Here is a 16,226-nt window from a genome sequence, read left to right as displayed (position 1 = left end):
CAAGATTTAGTCTTCCACTGATTGGATGTCAGGCTTGAATGTTAGGCTTGAATGTTAGGCTTGAATGTTAGGCTTGAATGTTAGGCATCTAAATCAGCTAAATATTGCAGGCAGAGCTGTCAGTAACCAGATAAACCAAGCTCGATTCTTGACGCCAAGGGGCGCGAGATCCGAGTGCTTTGATTGGCTTGCTAGCGCCTGCTTATCAAGCGAGTTGTCCTCAGGTAGCCTTGTTATGCAAGGTTGCCTGGGGTTTTTACGTTTTTAGGGCTGGCATTTGTTTTATTTACTCAGTCTACCTTCGCGCTTGCTTCGCTGTATCGCACTGACTTTTCGTTTTACCTCGTATCAACTTCTTATACTGATTGGTATTAATCATTAACAATGTTGTAGTATTAATTCTGCAACATCTTGCGCCGCTTTTTTTACTGGATTAATTGAATTATCAAATGGAGTTTTGAATGAATAAGATGCTTATTGCTGCAGTGGTTGTCGCTGCGGGTGCTGGTGGATATTGGTATAGCCAGCAATCAACGCAAATGTCGACAAGCGATAACGCTGTACTAAGCTATGTGCCAGCGGATACCCCGATTTTTTCTGCTCAGTTGCAACCTTTCCCAATCAAGTCTTATATCAACTCACTTTCTGAGGCCTACAGACAGTATCCTGTTGGGGCCTTAGATGAACTCAAACAAGAAACCGATCCTAGAGCAAAGTTCTTATTAAGCCTTGCAAAGTCATATATGGCGTCGATGAAAGACGGTAGCACCTTTATTCAAACCTTTGGTCTTGCTGAAAATATTCGTAGCTATTTCTATACGCTTGGCTTGATGCCTGTGATTAAAGTGGAAGTCGCAAATGCCGATGCGATTTGGGCACTGCTCGATAAAGCGGAGGCTGAAAGTGGCTTTACTCATACAAATGCCAATCTGAAAGGCGTCGATTACCGTAGTTATCAGCTCACAGATGAAAGCGAAAAAGAGCATGTTAATTTGATTTTTGCAGTCCATGATGGCCTGTTAACCTCAACAATAACCACCTCATTGAGTGAAACTGTGTTACTGGAAACTGCGCTAGGCGTGACGCCAGTAGATAACTCAATTGTCGATGCGCATATTATTGAAGAGATCATCAAGAAATATGGCTTTATGAACGAAGGTATCAGCTACATCAATCATAAAGAGATCGTGACGGCGTTAACCAGTACCGACGGAAATCAACTTGCGGGTCAGCTATCTAAGCTATTTGAAATGCTTGAAGAAGACCCTCTGGTAGAACTTAGAACGCCAGCGTGTCAGCAGGAACTGGCATCGATTGCAGATAACTGGCCGCGGACTGTGGCTGGTTATGATGAGCTTAAAGTGACCGATAAAGAAAGCACATTTGGTTTTAGAACCGTAGTAGAAAGTAATAATCTAGTGCTGCTAAATGCCTATCAAACCCTACGTGGTTATATTCCACCTTATGTACAAGACACTGACAGTAATGTGTTTACCTTCGGACTTGGAATTGATGTGAATCAGATGGTGCCGTCATTAACGGCCATTTGGGACGACATGTTAACGCCTGAATACCAGTGTGGACCTTTGGCTGAAATGCAAGCTCAAATGAGCCAGCAGAGTCCGGGGATGTTAGGCATGTTTACTGGCATGGCAAATGGCGTGAAGGGGGTAGGAGTGTCGCTTATCGATTATAAGATCAGTGACGACTTAGATAATCCACAGCTTGAAAGTTTAGATGCGGTAGTGAGCCTGTCTGCTGAAAACCCAAGTATGCTATTTAACCTTGTGAAGCCTTTTGCACCTGAGTTGGCCAATATTCAGCTATCAGCTAATGGTAACGCAATAGATCTTAATACGATTATCCCAATGCCTGCAGAAGTTAATATCTCACCTAAATTGGCGATTAAGGGTAATCACTTGGTGTTGTTTGCAGGTGATAAAGGTGAAGCGATAGCTAATAGCTTAGAGACTGATCTTTTAGTCAATAATGGCTTGATGGTGATGTCTGCCGATTACATGAAGATGTTTAAGCCTCTGCTGACCTTTATTGAACTAACGGGCGAGCCTATTCCTGAAGATCTAGAGATGATGAAAGACTATGATATGCGCGTTAAGTTTAGTCTAGATATCGACCAGAAAGGCTTTGAAATCGACTCTCACATGAACTCGCGTTCAACTGAATAATGCATCTATACTGATTAGTATTATGCCATAATGAGCAATCGCAAGCGTCAGCCCATCAAGGCTGACGTTTTTATTTACCAATAGCATTGTTGTTTGGAGTCAAGATGACTGAGCAGGTCGTTTGTGGGGTATTTTTAAAGGCCAATGAAGTGAGACTGGTTACCTTGTCGGGAACGAGGGATACTCATCAAGTTATCGCGCCTAAGGTGAATAAATTTAGCTTAGTGAAAAACCCGACTCAAGTAGAAACTCGTGAGTTTATCGCGCTAATCAAGACCTATATCAAGGAGCATAATCTTGATAAGTTAGTGCTCAACCGACGTGCGACAACTGGCCAAGGTGCGGGTGGAGCAGGCACTTTTTTAATGGAAGGTGCCATTTTAGCCAGCGTTGAGGTCGAGGTTGAGTTTGTTCATCCCGCAACACTGCGAGCCACCGATAAACGCTGTAGTGAGCTCAAGTTGCATAGGCCTAAAACGGTCGATTTAGGTAAAGCCTACGACTTAGCATTTGAGTGCATGAGCTAGAGGCGAGAACAGGCGGCTTATAATAGAAGGCACAGGTAATAAAAGAGGCTGGTAATTACAAACGCAGGTAATAAAAAACACTGGTATAAAAAACAGGGATAATTGATAAGGCGATAGGACTATGATTAAACAGCTTTCAAAATTTGGATTTATAGCGTTATTACTTCTACCATTGAGCGCTCTGGCAACAGATCTTAAAGTCGGTGATATGGCGCCTGATTTTAAGTTACAGGCAACCGATGGTCATTTTTATCAACTCAGTGATTACAAAGGTAAACAGACTTTAGTTTTGGCTTGGTACCCCATGGCCAATACCTATGGCTGCACCTTGGAATGTAAGTCGTTAGTCGAAAAGGGTCACCTAATTCGTGAGTATAACGCCGTGTATATGATGGCCAGCGTGGATGATTTAGAGGATAACCAAGCCTTTGCCCGTGAGCAAAAAGCCGATTTCCCAATGCTTAGCGATCCTAGCAAAGAGACCGCTAAGGCATATGATGTGCTTAATTTTGTTCGCGTTGCGAGCCGGGTGACATTCTACATTGGCACTGACGGTAAGATTTTAAAGATTGATGAAGATATCAATGCTAAAACCGCAGCCGAAGATATCGCCGCGAATTTGGCTGAACTTAATATTGAGAAGGAAAATCCTGAGTCAACAGCTCCTTGAGGGCAAAGGACTTTAGATGAATAGAAAGGATAGATTCAAAAGCCCTGCAATGGCGACATTGCAGGGCTTTTTTATTTGGTATATATCAGCTATTAATGGCAGTAGTCTGCATAGCTAGATAGCGATTAAAACTCATCTTCCGTTTCAGCTTGGATCCGCGCTTTTCTATCTTGCTCCTCTTCAAACGCGGCTTGGATCTCGGCCAGCACAGCTTCAATATCGGCGCTTTGCTCGCTCTCAACAAACTGACCAGTTAACTCAGTCTCTGGTGACAACTTACCAGACTCGAACTTTAGCCACATCTCTTGGGCATATTTACTGCTCAGCAGTTCTGGTGCAAACTGACCATAATACTGAGTCATATTATTCACATCACGTAGTAGCATGCGTTTAGCGTTATTGTTTGCTGCGGCATCGACCGCTTGTGGCAGATCAATAATCACAGGCCCGGTATGGTCTAGTAACACGTTAAACTCTGATAAGTCACCGTGAATAAGACCGGCACAGAGCATACGCTGCACATCTTTCATCACCATGGCGTGGTGCGCTATGGCCATATCGGCGCTCAGAGTGACATCGTTAAGTCGTGGCGCGACATAGCCAGCTTCATCGGTGATAAGCTCCATTAGTAGCACACCATCGAAACAGCCATAAGGCGTAGGCACACGTACGCCAGCATTAGCTAGACGAAACAGTGCATCGACCTCGGCATTTTGCCACGCCTGCTCTTGTTCTTGGCGTCCGTAGTTAGATCCTTTCTCCATCGCCCTTGCTCGACGAGAGTTGCGACCCTTACGTCCTTCGCGGTATTCGACGGCTTTCTTAAAGCTGCGCTTATCAGCTTCTTTATAAATTTTGGCACAACGAACATCGTCGCCACATCTAACTATGTATACATCGGCTTCTTTGCCGCTCATTAATGGACGAATGACTTCGTCAATTAGTCCTTCATCAACCAAAGGTTGGAGTCGTTTTGGGGTTTTCATTGGGCCCTTATACCTTAGTTAGCCTGGTGATGGAATGAATTCGCTTATTATCATAGAAAAAAATGACATTAATCAGCATTTGCTAGCAGATAATCGCTAACGTTTGGCTGGGGAAACGATTGCGACAGTGCCCTTTAATGGCGCTAAGGATCGGTCTAATCTCTTGGCTGCGATAAGTTCAGCAATATTATTGTCTTCAAAATCGAGTTGATTGAGTTGTATTGCAGGGCCAAGGCCAATACCCGAGATCAGCTGACCGGAAGGCGCATATACCACAGCCTTACTAAATTGCACCTCAATGCCACTGTTGGGCAAAGTCACATGATAACGCGGGCTTAGGCTTCCACGGGTGGTTTCACCAATGAGCTCGACACTTGGCCATTGCAGTGAGGCGAGGGCAATCCATTCGCATTCTAGCTCGCAACTAGAATCAACTAATAAGCTGAGACGGTGAGTCTGCTGCTGGCTTTTATCATCCACTCTTGGATTATATCGACGTACTAGGTAATCGCTAAATGCTGATGTTGGACCCTTACGAGTATCAAACCCTTGGTTATTTAGCGCTGCTTGTTCAAAAAAGCTTAACTTTGACATCGGTATGTAATGCCTCGGCAGTTGATCGGCTCTAGATGTCGCAAAGCGCTTGTATTGTAATAAGCCGATACTTTGCGGCTTATTTTGTTGAGAAAACTGGCTAAACAGCCAAGCCATAAGCAAGGGTTGCGGCTGCTTAATTGCGCGGATATCGATAATAAGCGGCGAACCATGCTCGGTGCTTAGTTGCGCTAATTGCTTTGAGAGCTCAGTGATGGTGGTTAAATCTATATTTGTGCTTAGGCGGACTACACCTTGGGGCTTGCTCGCTTCTAGGCTATTAGCTTCTAAGGAATTAGCTTCTAAGGCATTAGCTTCTAATGGCGTTACCTTTGCAGCATGCCGCTGGTTTCGTGTTAGCTTGAGAGGGTATTGCAGATTAGCTTCCCCATTACTCAGAGTTATTAGGGTTTCATCTCTATCACTAAGGCCAATATCGAGCCTTAATCTTGCGATCTGTCTTATCCAAGTGCTTTGCGCCTGAGTCGATAGTTTTATTGAGTCGGCAAGATAGCCCTGGCTTGCCTCAACCCAGCGTATCATGGGGAGTCCATCGATATGCGTCAGGTAAGGAAAATCTGGCTCAAGCATTGCTCCATCTTGGTAAAATGCGTGCCAGTATTGGCCATCAAAGCGTATCTCTATTGGGAGTTGCAGCTGACGGTTAGTGTCGTACACGCCGTTTATAGGCCGCTGAGCTGAGGCGCCGGGGTCGTTAAGTTGACTCAGTAGCTGTAACAGTTGCAGCTCTAATCGCGCAGCATCATTGCTGTTAGTCGCTGACTGCAGCAGTGCGTGGCTTGCCTCTGTGATAGCGGTTACACGCTCAGGCTCCATGGCGGCAAAGGCTGAGTGCTGCTTAATTGCATCAATAAAGGCGTCAATATCTTGCCGATACTGTCTGTGATTTAGGGTGGTTATGCTTGAGCTGGAGGGGAGAGATAGGTAGATGAGTTGGGCACTACTCACGCAAATGAGTAGTGCGAAAATGCTAATGGTACCCTTATAACTCAAAGTCATAACCATCCCTGTACAGGCAGGCTTAAAGCGCTTTACTTAAAGCCTGCTATAGACGTTTTTGATATCGAGCTAAGTGATCGACTACAAGATGTCGTTAATCGAAACCCCGATACCTATGCGTTGGTTATGTACATTGTAGTCGATCAAACTTTCACCGTAGCCATTAAAATATTGAGTATAAAGTCTTAAGTTACCCAGAATAGGATAGCTCCAGGTGAACTCCAGTGCGCCATAGTTAGGCTTTTGAATGTAGTTACGCACCATAAGAGTAAATCTATGCTCATCGAGGCCGTATACGCCAGTGAGCTCTAGGTTACCCATATAATCGGTAATATCTGGGTTATCATCGCCCTTTGGAGAGTCAGGAGTCTCTTTTTCATCTTCAGGAATACGCCACCATGCTCTAGCTTCGAGAGCAAAGGGGCCATTATCGAATACCATCATGCCGTACAAACGGTTCCAACTGCGGGACTTAGGCCCTGACTGGCCATTGGATTGATGCACGGCGCCAAAGCCCCAAAAAGAGTTTTTCAGCGGTCCCAGTTGCCAGTCATTGGTAAAGATCATGAAGATCTCTGGTTCGTGATTGGTTTCTCTAAACGGTGAGGAGATATCTTTGTTGTATACCTGCCAATAGGATTGGTTGGTGTAAGCCGCGAACAGGTGGCCGTTGTCACCAAAGACATTGTGCCAAAGTGGAAACTTAAAGCTGATTTGAAACTTGGCTTCCATGTTATCTAAGGTGAAGGGATGCTCGGCGGCTTCATCTGCAAAGGGGGCCATATTGGGTGATTTGCTATAGGTCACCGGCAGAATATAGTTCACTTTATGGGGCGTAATGACGTAAGGAAGCTCACCAGTCGCGCTTTCTTCCGAGATCCGTTTATCAACCAGAGACACCTTTGTCTTAGGCGTTACTTCAATACTGATTTTACTTGCTTCAGTTTCGCTTTCTTCACTCTTGCTGGTTTGAGCCTCGCTCTGAGCATAAAGGCTAAAAGAACAGCACAAGCCTGAGGCTAAGAGTAGCGCAGCAAATTTGTTCATCGTATTCCCTGAATTTATCTAAGCAATTTTGTCTTCTTATGTGCAAGATTCTACCTAGCAGAATGTTGCATTAACAGTTGTTTAGCAAATTAGTAACTGAGTGGCTATCGTTTTTGCTTTGGAGTAATTTGGAACAAGCTCATATTTCTTAATCCAAAATAGTGTCCAGATTAGATCTAAATGCAATAACTTAGTGCTAAAAATCACCCTAGTGTTAACTCTGCATAATAAACTAATCACCTAAATGAATTTAACGCTTTTTATACAAGGCGTTACATAAGATAGCCCCACTTCAATCTAAGCCCGAACACCTCTTAAATAACTAAAAGTTATAAAAGGTAATAAATATCTATTTATTATGGAATAAGCAGGCGGCTATATTTCACTGTAACGAATTAGAGTGAGGTAGCGTGATGGAGATTGTAGCTTTACCCGGTCAAGCCGCTGTAGGGAAAGTATGGCTAGTGGGCGCAGGCCCTGGTGATGTCGATCTACTGACGGTAAAAGCCTATCGCGTACTGCAAAGTGCCGATGCCGTGCTCTACGATGCGCTGGTCAGTGATGAAATCCTCGCGCTTATCCCAAAGCATGCCGAGAAGATCGTTGTGGGTAAGCGTGCGGGTAAGCATAGCGCCGCGCAAAGCGAGATTAATCAGCTATTGGTCACTAAGGCCTACACCCGTAAAAACGTGGTGCGCTTAAAAGGGGGGGACCCCTTTATTTTCGGTCGCGGCGGTGAAGAGCTAGAAACCATCGTGGACGCTGGCGTCGAGTTTGAAGTGGTCCCAGGGATCACGGCGGCAAGTGGCACCGCTGCTTATGCCGGTATTCCGTTAACTCATAGAGATTATGCCCAAGGGGTGAGCTTTATTACTGGCCACTGCAAGCTTGAGAGCCGCCCAATGGATTGGCAAGGTTATGCAAACCCGAACAATACGTTAGTGATCTACATGGGTATTTTAAATGCAGGGCTCATAAAACAAGGTCTGCTCAATGCGGGCCGAAAGCCACAAACACCCGTTGCTATCGTATCGAAAGCTACGACTGTCGAGCAGCAAACCTTTATCGGTAACCTAGATAACCTTGATGAGCTTGCCAGCCACCCAGATTTGATGATGCCCGCCTTAATGGTCATTGGCGAGGTCGTCGAGCTCGCCGATAGCCTTAATTGGTTTACGCCTAAAACACAGAACAGCCAGCTCAATGATCCTGAGTTAGCCGAAATAACAAAATAATTGATTGAAGAATACGGAGAATTAGCATGGCCGCGAAAGAGTTAAGCCATTTGCAACAACTGGAAGCTGAGAGCATTCAAATCATTCGTGAAGTGGCGGCTGAGTTTGATAATCCAGTGATGATGTATTCCATCGGTAAGGACTCTTCGGTGATGCTTCATCTGGCTCGCAAAGCATTCTACCCAGGAAAAATCCCTTTCCCTTTGCTCCATGTCGACACCGACTGGAAATTTAAAGAGATGATCGCCTTTCGTGATGAGCAGGCGAAAGAGTTTGGCTTTGAATTACTGGTTCATAAAAATCCTGAAGGCTTAGAGATGGGGATTAGCCCCTTTGAGCATGGCAGTGCTAAGCACACTGACATCATGAAGACTCAAGGGTTAAAGCAGGCGCTGAATAAGTACGGTTTTGACGCCGCTTTTGGGGGCGCACGCCGCGATGAAGAAAAGTCTCGAGCGAAGGAGCGCGTCTACTCGTTTCGCGATAAGCACCATACTTGGGACCCTAAGAATCAGCGTCCAGAGCTTTGGCGTACCTATAATGGTGCGGTGAATAAGGGCGAAAGCATTCGTGTGTTCCCGTTATCTAACTGGACTGAACTCGATATTTGGCAGTACATCTATCAAGAAAACATCCAGCTAGTGCCGCTCTATTTTGCCCAGAAACGTCCCGTTGTAGAGCGTGATGGCATGATGATTATGGTTGATGACGACAGAATGCCGCTCGCTGAAGGTGAGCAGCCCAAACAGGAGCTTGTGCGTTTTAGAACCTTAGGTTGTTACCCATTAACCGGTGCGATGCATTCAGAGGCTGACACCTTAGAGAAGATCATTGAAGAGATGCTACTGACCCGCTCGAGTGAGCGCCAAGGGCGGCTTATCGACTCAGATCAGAGTGCATCGATGGAACTGAAAAAACGTCAGGGCTATTTTTAAGCGTACCCATCCGTGATGAATATGGACTAAGAATTCGAAGGAATTATTATGAATCAAGCAGTAGATAACAACGCGCGCCTGGCGGCAGAACTTGAAGATTTAGGGGTAAAAGAATACCTGTCATTGCAGCAGCATAAAGGGCTATTACGCTTCTTAACTTGCGGCAGTGTTGACGATGGCAAGAGTACCTTGATTGGGCGCTTGTTGCATGACAGCGCCCAAATTTATGAAGACCAATTGGCGAGCCTTAAAAATGATAGCGCTAAAGTGGGCACCACAGGTGAAGAGATCGACTTAGCACTGCTGGTTGATGGCTTACAAGCGGAGCGTGAGCAGGGCATTACTATCGATGTGGCTTACCGTTACTTTTCCAGTGACAAACGTAAGTTTATTATTGCCGATACGCCGGGTCATGAGCAGTACACGCGTAACATGGCCACGGGCGCCTCTACCTGTGATTTGGCCGTGCTCTTAGTCGATGCGCGCTATGGCGTACAAACTCAAACTCGTCGTCATGCATTTATTGCATCACAGCTAGGTATTCGCCACTTTGTTGTTGCTATCAACAAGATGGATCTACTCGGGTTTGATGAGAAAGTCTTTAACGACATTCAAGCCGAGTTTGCAGCCTTTGCCGAGCAGTTAACTGATATCGATATTCGCTATGTGCCGCTGTCAGCGCTTAAAGGTGACAACGTGGTTGATGCCAGCAGTCAAACCCCTTGGTATAGCGGCGGTACGCTGTTAGAGCTGTTAGAAACTATCGATACTCGCCGTGAGCTTAACAGCTTACCTGTACGTTTCCCGGTGCAATATGTGCAGCGTCCCGATCTCGATTTTCGTGGTTTTTCAGGCACGTTAGCATCGGGTGTGATTAACGTCGGTGACGAGCTGGTGGCTCTGCCATCGGGCAAGCGCAGTAAAGTTGCCAGTATCGTGACCTTCGATGGCTTGCTTGAGCAAGCGATTGCAGGCCAAGCGGTGACCTTAACTCTTGAAGATGAAATTGATATCTCAAGGGGCGATCTGTTATCGCAAGTCGATAATCCACCTGCACTGGCTAACCATGTTAGCGCCGATATCGCTTGGATGGATGAAAAGCCACTGCAGCTAGGCCAGCTTTACGATCTTAAAGTTGCAGGTAAAAAGCTGCAAGCCAGCGTGGTAAAAATTGAATATGTTGTCGATGTTAATACCTTAGAGTGCAATGACAGCAGCAGTATTTGCCTTAACGATATGGCGCGAGTCACACTTGAGTTTAATGAGTCGATTGCTATCGACCCATACAGCTTAATCCGCGATACCGGCGGCATGATCTTAATCGATCGCTTATCTAACGCGACTGTTGCAGCTGTGATGGCTGTATCGAGCAGCAAAGTGCAAAAAACGGCTCAGCAATACAGTAAATTTGAACTGGAGCTGAATGCATTAATTCGCAAGCAATATCCTCACTGGCAAGCGATAGATATTAGCAAGGTTGAGGGCTAGCTATGGCCGATTTGTGGGTGTTGTCGTGCATATTATTTGCCTTAGTCGCCGCCTTGATGGCGGGGCTATGGACACCTGCAGCGCTATTTTTTATTGCGTCGTTAACCACCTACTTGCTGGGAATGGTCGAGCTTGAAACGGCACTGGCAAGTTTTACCAATGCCAGTTTAGTCACCCTAGTGCTGCTGATCATGTCGACGGCAGCGCTAGAGAAAACCTCATTACTGGGCAAGTTAAGCCAAGTGGTGGGGCGTGGCTCGCTCGCATCGACCATGGCTAAGCTAGGTTTCTCGACGGCGATATTATCGTCGTTTACTAACAATACCGCGGTGGTGGCCTCACTCATAGGTGTGGTGCGCCGTAACCAAGCCCATGCGCCAGCTAAGCTGTTACTACCCTTATCTTATGCGGCAATTCTAGGTGGAACGCTAACGCTTATTGGCACCTCGACTAACTTAATCGTCAATTCATTTGTAGAAAACGCAGGCCTAGTACCTTTAGGCTTCTTTGAGTTTTCTATAATCGGCATTGTTATTGTTATCTCGGGCGTGGGTTTATTGGTGTTGTTAGCTAACTGGTTACCCGATAGGCGGGAAGAGTCTGCTGATGAGACCCTGCCGTATTTACTCGAAGCTCGGGTTGCTAAAGAGTCACAACTGATAGGCCAGAGCGTACAAGATAATCGTTTGCGCGCGCTTAAAAAGCTGTACTTAGTTGAGCTTGAACGCAGCGGAATTCGTATCTGTCCGGTACCGCCGCATTTAGTCTTGCAGAGTGAAGATGTGCTGCGCTTTAGTGGCGCGGTGGAGTCGGTTGAACTGCTGCATCAATTTGATGGCCTTGAATGGTTTGGTAAGCAACAGGCTAAAGGCCAAAACTTGATTGAAGCGGTATTGGCTCCTAGCTCAACCCTTGTTGGGCGCTCATTAAAGGAGTCTACCTTTAGAGAAAAGTTCGATGGCGCCGTTTTGGCAATTCGTCGCGGGCACCATCCACTTAAAGGCGGTTTAGGTGACATAGCGCTGCAAGCGGGCGATGTGTTGTTAATCACCCCAGGTGATAGTTTTATCAGTAATACTAAGTTGGCATCAGAGTTCGCCGCGGTGAGTGGCCTAGATTTAAGTGTTAGGCTGGATTCTCGCCGTAGCCATTGGGTGCTAGCGGGTTTTTTAATTACCATCTTAGCGAGTTTGACCGGTGTTTTGCCTTTAGTGAAGGGACTGCTTCTGCTGTTGCTGAGCTATATCGCTATAGGTGCGGTTAGCCTATCTGAGCTAAAGCGTCGTTTTCCGTTTGAGCTGGTGGTCATCGTTGGCAGCGCATTAAGCTTGGCGAACTTGATGCTATCAACCGGACTTGCCGATGATATCGCCTCATTTATTTTAGGGGCGATTAATGGCTACGGGGTATTTGCGGCGTTTGTGGCGGTATATTTGATGACCTTGTTGCTGACGGAGCTGATCACCAATAATGCCGCTGCGGCGCTCTCTTTTCCGGTGGCTTATGCTATCGCGCTCAGTTACGGCGTCGATACTCGGCCGTTTATTTTAGCTGTGGTGTTTGGCGCCAGCGCCAGCTTTATTTCACCCTACGGTTATCAAACTAACTTAATGGTTTATAACGCGGGTAATTATCGTTTTAGTGATTTTGTTCGATTGGGCTTACCGCTGTCGCTGTTGTATTCAGCAATTGTAGTGTTATTAGTTCCGTTGTTTTTCCCATTTTAAGCTTGTTGTGCAGTTCTTTTATGTACAGTTCTTTTATTTACAGTTCTTTTATGTGTGCCTCTAAGTTGGCTACGTATTGTATAGATTAAGTTTTTTGGAGTTTTTATGTCTGATATCGTTTGGCACCAGCATAGTATTGATAAGCAGTCTCGGGCAGATCAGAAAGGACAGAAGCCTATCTTATTGTGGTTCACCGGCCTGTCAGGTTCTGGTAAATCCACCTTAGCGGGTGCGCTTGAGCGTGCATTATTTGATGCCGGTTTTCACACTTACCTGCTTGATGGCGACAATGTGCGCCATGGTCTATGCAAAGATCTCGGCTTTAGCTTGGATGATCGCGATGAGAATCTTCGCCGCGTCGGCGAGGTTGCCAAACTCATGGTTGATGCAGGTCTTGTGGTGCTGTCGGCCTTTATCTCACCAACGCGAGCAGAGCGCGAACGTGTGCGAGCCCTGTTCGATGATGGCCAGTTTATTGAAGTGCATGTATCGACGCCAATAGAGGTGTGTGAAGCCCGAGATCCTAAAGGCTTGTACAGCAAGGCGCGCGCAGGAGAGATTAAAAACTTTACCGGGATCTCGGCGTCTTATGAAGTGCCAACTGCTGCCGAGTTAATCATAGATACCAGCAAGGGCGACTTGGCAACGCAAGTGAGTGCACTGCTAGATTATTTAGCGGCGATTCAAGTTATTGACTCCGAAAAGCTTAAAAAAGCGATTTAATCAATCTTAAAGTCATGTGAAAACAGGGCTTTCATCGCCTTGATATAGCTTTTGTCGGTATTGAAGTGAATCAACTGTGCCAACTCATCACCTGTGGGAGTAAAGCGATAATAGCTAAAAAATAGCTGTCCGCTTTTGGGCGTCAATTTGAGTTTTAGATCGCTGAGGGAAAAGTTAATTGGCGTCTTGCTGCTAAGCAGTCCGGTTTCTAATTCGCTGCGATGTAAAATTCCCGCCTCGACTAAGGTTAAAATATTGGAGTAGGGCAGGCCAAATTGCGATAAGCCGATACTGGTGGCGGTGGCTTTTTTAAAAAACTGCCCCAGCCCACGAGCATGTTTGAAGCCGATAATAAGCTTAAGTCGAGTCTCGTTGTTCACCAACACCGACATGCCTAGTGCCTTTTCTAAGATTTGCGCCTCTTTATGAGTCAACTGTTTCAGCGTGCTTAAGGTGCGCAGACTAAAGTGGCCGGGAGAGGTGATTTCATTGGCTAAAATTCTGCCCCATAACTCCTGCATCTTACGGTTATGAATTTGCTCGGCTAGCTGAAAAAACTGGTGTGCCCAATCGGGGTCAAGATCCACTCCGGTCACATCGGAAGGGGTGTGGCTAATAGCAATCTTGTAGATGGTTTCAAGATTCTCTTGATATTGGCTTGCCTGCTTTTGCGCCCTAAAGGCGGCGCGTTCGCTAATTGAGGCATTGCTGGCGCGGTAGTCATCTTCACTGGCTAAACCTAGCATACGACCCAGCAGTAACGCCTTTTTTCGGGCAGAGACATCTGCGGCTTTACTACTGTCTTTCGTCGAACTTTTCACCGCATTGTTAGTTGTGCTTGTTACCGTTTCAACCATGGTCGTTTGTTTACCGTTTACACTGGGTACAGGGTATTAATATGCTAACAGTTCATGTCACTAGCCTGCTAGCTGTATTGTCTATTGAGCTTGCCAAAAATAAGATGCTTGGTAAACATTTATGTTAATACCAATCAGTATAAAGATTTGGTCGCTCAGCGAGAATTTAGCGGTTATGAGGCAAGGCAACGAGTGAAGAGCATAGTTGTTCTACGGTTAAGCTCCCTCTTGTTCCTTAAGAGTCACAGCATCAGAATCGCTAAAACTCGCCATTCTGGAGCGTTTTTGGCTGCCTACTTCTGCGTTGAACTGCTTCACAAGGGAATAACCATTCTTTCAGCTATTCGCCTTGAATTAGTTTGCCAAAAAACGCTCTGAGTAGATCAACTTCTTATACTGATTGGTATTGGTATCTGCTTGATTGTCTATCAGTTTGTAGAGTTTGTCGTTGTTGTCACTCGCTAAGAGGGATATTTTGCGGCTTACTTCTCATTAGCGGTTCCCGGTATCAACCGCGGCTTCAGCCCCAAGAATCTCAATTGTAACCACTCCTTCTTGGTGTAAGTACTTACTACCTCGACTTCCTTTTTACTGTTAAGGATTTTCTCCCCGGCTGTGCCAGCGACATTTGTTGCTGCGTGGGTTCTAATGTGTGTTTTTGTAGGTTGAATTGTAAAGGGGCTTGTAAAGATTAATGTAAATCATTCTCATTTGGGTTACTTTGTCCGCGAATTTAGGGGAGCTGATTAATACCGATTGGTATACAGCGCAGGATCAGAATGAGAGCCGTTTATGAAATCTATTTCGAAGCATGCCAAATTGAACATGTTAGCGATGGCCATCGCGAGTGTATTTAGTGCTAACGCTATGTCAGCGACCGAACCTGAGGCATTAGCCGCAGCGATAGCCAAGCAAGAAGCTGAGCTCACTGCACTAAAGGTTCAGCTGCAACAATTGGCAGAGCAGCAACTCTTGCAACAAGAGCTGCAACAAGTTAACGCTGAGCAAGCTGAAGTGGCTCAGCAACAAGCTATGCAAACAGCTAAAGCATCAAGTACAGCGAGTCACTGGGATAAATTTTCGTTTAAGTCATACGGTAGTGTGATTTATACCAGTAACGAGTACTACGACAATGTACAGGATACGTCTCCGGAGCGCCGCAGCCGTTTCGACCTTGAGCGGATCGTGACTGAGTTTGGCTACCAGTTCAATGATGAATGGGACATGGAAGTTGAAATTGAATATGAGCATGGTGGCACTGGCACATCGCTAGAATATGACGGCTTCGATGAGTTTGGTGAGTTTGAAGCCGAGGTTGAAGCGGGCGGCGAAGTGATGATTGAAAAAGCGCAGATCCGTTATCGTCCAAGTGATGCCTTTGGGGTTAAATTTGGTAATATTCACCTACCTATCGGCCTTGGCAGTACCTTACATAAACCGAGTCAATATTTAACGGTTCAGCGTCATAAAAGTGAAGCTGCAATGCTGCCTGCTGTTTGGAATGAGAACGGTATCGGTATCTTTGGTGAGGTGGCTAACTTTCACTATCAAGCCCAAGTTGTTAGCGGCTTGAACTCTGAATATTTCCGTACCTATGACTGGGTGGCTTCAGGCCATCAAAAGCGTTTTGAGCATGTTAATGGCGATGATCTCGCTTATGTGGTTCGCCTAGATTATGGCAACTTTAAGACCGGCTCAGCCATTGGCGCCTCATATTACTATGGCAACACCAGTGGTAACCGTCATAAAACCAACAAACTAAGTGCAGACGGTACGGTTGAGATCTTATCCGTTGCGGGGGCATTTGTTGAAGGGCCGTGGATCTTACGTGGCCAATACCTCTATGGCACGTTGAGTGATAGCGACGCCATCACTCAAGCTAACAAAACTACGCCAGGCCTTAAGCCGGGTAACTTCGCCCAATTGGGCTCAAAGTCTGAAGCCTTCTTCGTTGAAGCAGGTATTGACCTTGGCGAGCTGACTTCAGTGCCTATTACTGTATTTGCCAATATTGACTACTCAAATCCACTAAAAGAAGTAGAAACCGGTATCGCTACAAAACGTTATGAAAACACTTGGATTAGCGCCGGCATTAACTACTTCCCTATCCCTGAGATCGTAATCAAAGCCGAAGCTGGCGTACAGCAAGTGGCTGTGTCGTCTATTCCCGATACCAACTTTTTCGCTTTAGGCGTGGGTTACCAATTCTCACTTTAATTTGAACAGATTAC

13 protein-coding genes are annotated in these 16,226 nt (G+C 45.9%); 9 read left to right on the top strand and 4 right to left on the bottom strand.

Annotated elements, in window-relative coordinates:
* The first annotated feature begins 461 nt into the window (after positions 1 to 461).
* From SHAL_RS18310 to SHAL_RS18300, 3 genes are all read left to right on the top strand, one after another.
* Positions 462 to 2,186 (top strand): hypothetical protein, encoded by a 1,725-nt coding sequence (locus SHAL_RS18310; RefSeq protein ID WP_012278603.1) that lies wholly within the window; start codon positions 462 to 464, stop codon positions 2,184 to 2,186.
* Positions 2,187 to 2,290: 104 nt separating this feature from the next.
* Positions 2,291 to 2,713 carry a DUF3010 family protein gene (locus SHAL_RS18305; RefSeq protein WP_012278602.1) on the top strand — a complete coding sequence of 141 codons (423 nt, stop codon included), beginning with the start codon at positions 2,291 to 2,293 and terminating at the stop codon, positions 2,711 to 2,713.
* Positions 2,714 to 2,834: 121 nt separating this feature from the next.
* A complete protein-coding gene (locus SHAL_RS18300; protein WP_012278601.1) occupies positions 2,835 to 3,383 on the top strand; it encodes a peroxiredoxin family protein in 549 nt (182 codons plus the stop codon).
* Between the two features lie 125 nt (positions 3,384 to 3,508).
* Here the strand turns inward: SHAL_RS18300 and SHAL_RS18295 are convergent, their stop codons facing one another.
* From SHAL_RS18295 to SHAL_RS18285, 3 genes are all read right to left on the bottom strand, one after another.
* Complete coding sequence (locus SHAL_RS18295) at positions 3,509 to 4,369, bottom strand: PA4780 family RIO1-like protein kinase (protein ID WP_012278600.1); 861 nt, start codon at positions 4,367 to 4,369, stop codon at positions 3,509 to 3,511.
* Positions 4,370 to 4,465: 96 nt separating this feature from the next.
* Positions 4,466 to 5,983, bottom strand: coding sequence for a hypothetical protein (locus SHAL_RS18290; protein WP_012278599.1), 1,518 nt, complete (start codon positions 5,981 to 5,983; stop codon positions 4,466 to 4,468).
* An 81-nt stretch (positions 5,984 to 6,064) separates the two neighbouring features.
* Entirely contained in the window at positions 6,065 to 7,030 is a 966-nt protein-coding gene (locus tag SHAL_RS18285; protein WP_012278598.1) for a phospholipase A, read from the bottom strand.
* Between the two features lie 413 nt (positions 7,031 to 7,443).
* Between SHAL_RS18285 and cobA the strand changes: the two genes are divergently transcribed.
* The 5 genes from cobA (at position 7,444) to cysC (ending at position 13,138) form a co-directional block, all read left to right on the top strand.
* Positions 7,444 to 8,265 carry a uroporphyrinogen-III C-methyltransferase gene (cobA, locus tag SHAL_RS18280; RefSeq protein ID WP_012278597.1) on the top strand — a complete coding sequence of 274 codons (822 nt, stop codon included), beginning with the start codon at positions 7,444 to 7,446 and terminating at the stop codon, positions 8,263 to 8,265.
* A 26-nt stretch (positions 8,266 to 8,291) separates the two neighbouring features.
* Entirely contained in the window at positions 8,292 to 9,200 is a 909-nt protein-coding gene (cysD, locus tag SHAL_RS18275; protein WP_012278596.1) for a sulfate adenylyltransferase subunit CysD, read from the top strand.
* A 48-nt stretch (positions 9,201 to 9,248) separates the two neighbouring features.
* Positions 9,249 to 10,688, top strand: a complete 1,440-nt coding sequence (gene cysN, locus SHAL_RS18270) for a sulfate adenylyltransferase subunit CysN (RefSeq protein WP_012278595.1) — start codon at positions 9,249 to 9,251, stop codon at positions 10,686 to 10,688.
* Between the two features lie 2 nt (positions 10,689 to 10,690).
* A complete protein-coding gene (locus SHAL_RS18265) occupies positions 10,691 to 12,415 on the top strand; it encodes an SLC13 family permease (RefSeq protein ID WP_012278594.1) in 1,725 nt (574 codons plus the stop codon).
* 105 nt (positions 12,416 to 12,520) lie between these two features.
* Complete coding sequence (gene cysC, locus SHAL_RS18260; RefSeq protein ID WP_012278593.1) at positions 12,521 to 13,138, top strand: adenylyl-sulfate kinase; 618 nt, start codon at positions 12,521 to 12,523, stop codon at positions 13,136 to 13,138.
* On the opposite strand, the gene SHAL_RS18255 is transcribed toward cysC, so the two are convergent.
* Positions 13,135 to 13,995 (bottom strand): TIGR03899 family protein, encoded by an 861-nt coding sequence (locus SHAL_RS18255; protein WP_012278592.1) that lies wholly within the window; start codon positions 13,993 to 13,995, stop codon positions 13,135 to 13,137. The two genes, cysC and SHAL_RS18255, sit on opposite strands and share 4 nt — an antisense overlap.
* A 792-nt stretch (positions 13,996 to 14,787) precedes the next feature.
* Between SHAL_RS18255 and SHAL_RS18250 the strand changes: the two genes are divergently transcribed.
* Positions 14,788 to 16,212 carry a porin family protein gene (locus SHAL_RS18250; protein ID WP_012278591.1) on the top strand — a complete coding sequence of 475 codons (1,425 nt, stop codon included), beginning with the start codon at positions 14,788 to 14,790 and terminating at the stop codon, positions 16,210 to 16,212.
* Positions 16,213 to 16,226 lie beyond the last annotated feature (14 nt).

The organism is Shewanella halifaxensis HAW-EB4 (genome assembly GCF_000019185.1).
GTDB classification, from domain to species: domain Bacteria; phylum Pseudomonadota; class Gammaproteobacteria; order Enterobacterales; family Shewanellaceae; genus Shewanella; species Shewanella halifaxensis.
Note: the sequence above shows the minus strand (reverse complement) of the source record. Positions and strands in the feature narration are given on the sequence as shown.

Excerpts from the sequence above, each read along its gene's own strand:
- SHAL_RS18310 (WP_012278603.1), top strand. The coding sequence starts at position 462 with ATGAATAAGATGCTTATTGCTGCAGTGGTTGTCGCTGCGGGTGCTGGT.
- SHAL_RS18305 (WP_012278602.1), top strand. The coding sequence starts at position 2,291 with ATGACTGAGCAGGTCGTTTGTGGGGTATTTTTAAAGGCCAATGAAGTG.
- SHAL_RS18300 (WP_012278601.1), top strand. The coding sequence starts at position 2,835 with ATGATTAAACAGCTTTCAAAATTTGGATTTATAGCGTTATTACTTCTA.
- SHAL_RS18295 (WP_012278600.1), bottom strand. The coding sequence starts at position 4,369 with ATGAAAACCCCAAAACGACTCCAACCTTTGGTTGATGAAGGACTAATT.
- SHAL_RS18290 (WP_012278599.1), bottom strand. The coding sequence starts at position 5,983 with ATGACTTTGAGTTATAAGGGTACCATTAGCATTTTCGCACTACTCATT.
- SHAL_RS18285 (WP_012278598.1), bottom strand. The coding sequence starts at position 7,030 with ATGAACAAATTTGCTGCGCTACTCTTAGCCTCAGGCTTGTGCTGTTCT.
- cobA (WP_012278597.1), top strand. The coding sequence starts at position 7,444 with ATGGAGATTGTAGCTTTACCCGGTCAAGCCGCTGTAGGGAAAGTATGG.
- cysD (WP_012278596.1), top strand. The coding sequence starts at position 8,292 with ATGGCCGCGAAAGAGTTAAGCCATTTGCAACAACTGGAAGCTGAGAGC.
- cysN (WP_012278595.1), top strand. The coding sequence starts at position 9,249 with ATGAATCAAGCAGTAGATAACAACGCGCGCCTGGCGGCAGAACTTGAA.
- SHAL_RS18265 (WP_012278594.1), top strand. The coding sequence starts at position 10,691 with ATGGCCGATTTGTGGGTGTTGTCGTGCATATTATTTGCCTTAGTCGCC.
- cysC (WP_012278593.1), top strand. The coding sequence starts at position 12,521 with ATGTCTGATATCGTTTGGCACCAGCATAGTATTGATAAGCAGTCTCGG.
- SHAL_RS18255 (WP_012278592.1), bottom strand. The coding sequence starts at position 13,995 with ATGGTTGAAACGGTAACAAGCACAACTAACAATGCGGTGAAAAGTTCG.
- SHAL_RS18250 (WP_012278591.1), top strand. The coding sequence starts at position 14,788 with ATGAAATCTATTTCGAAGCATGCCAAATTGAACATGTTAGCGATGGCC.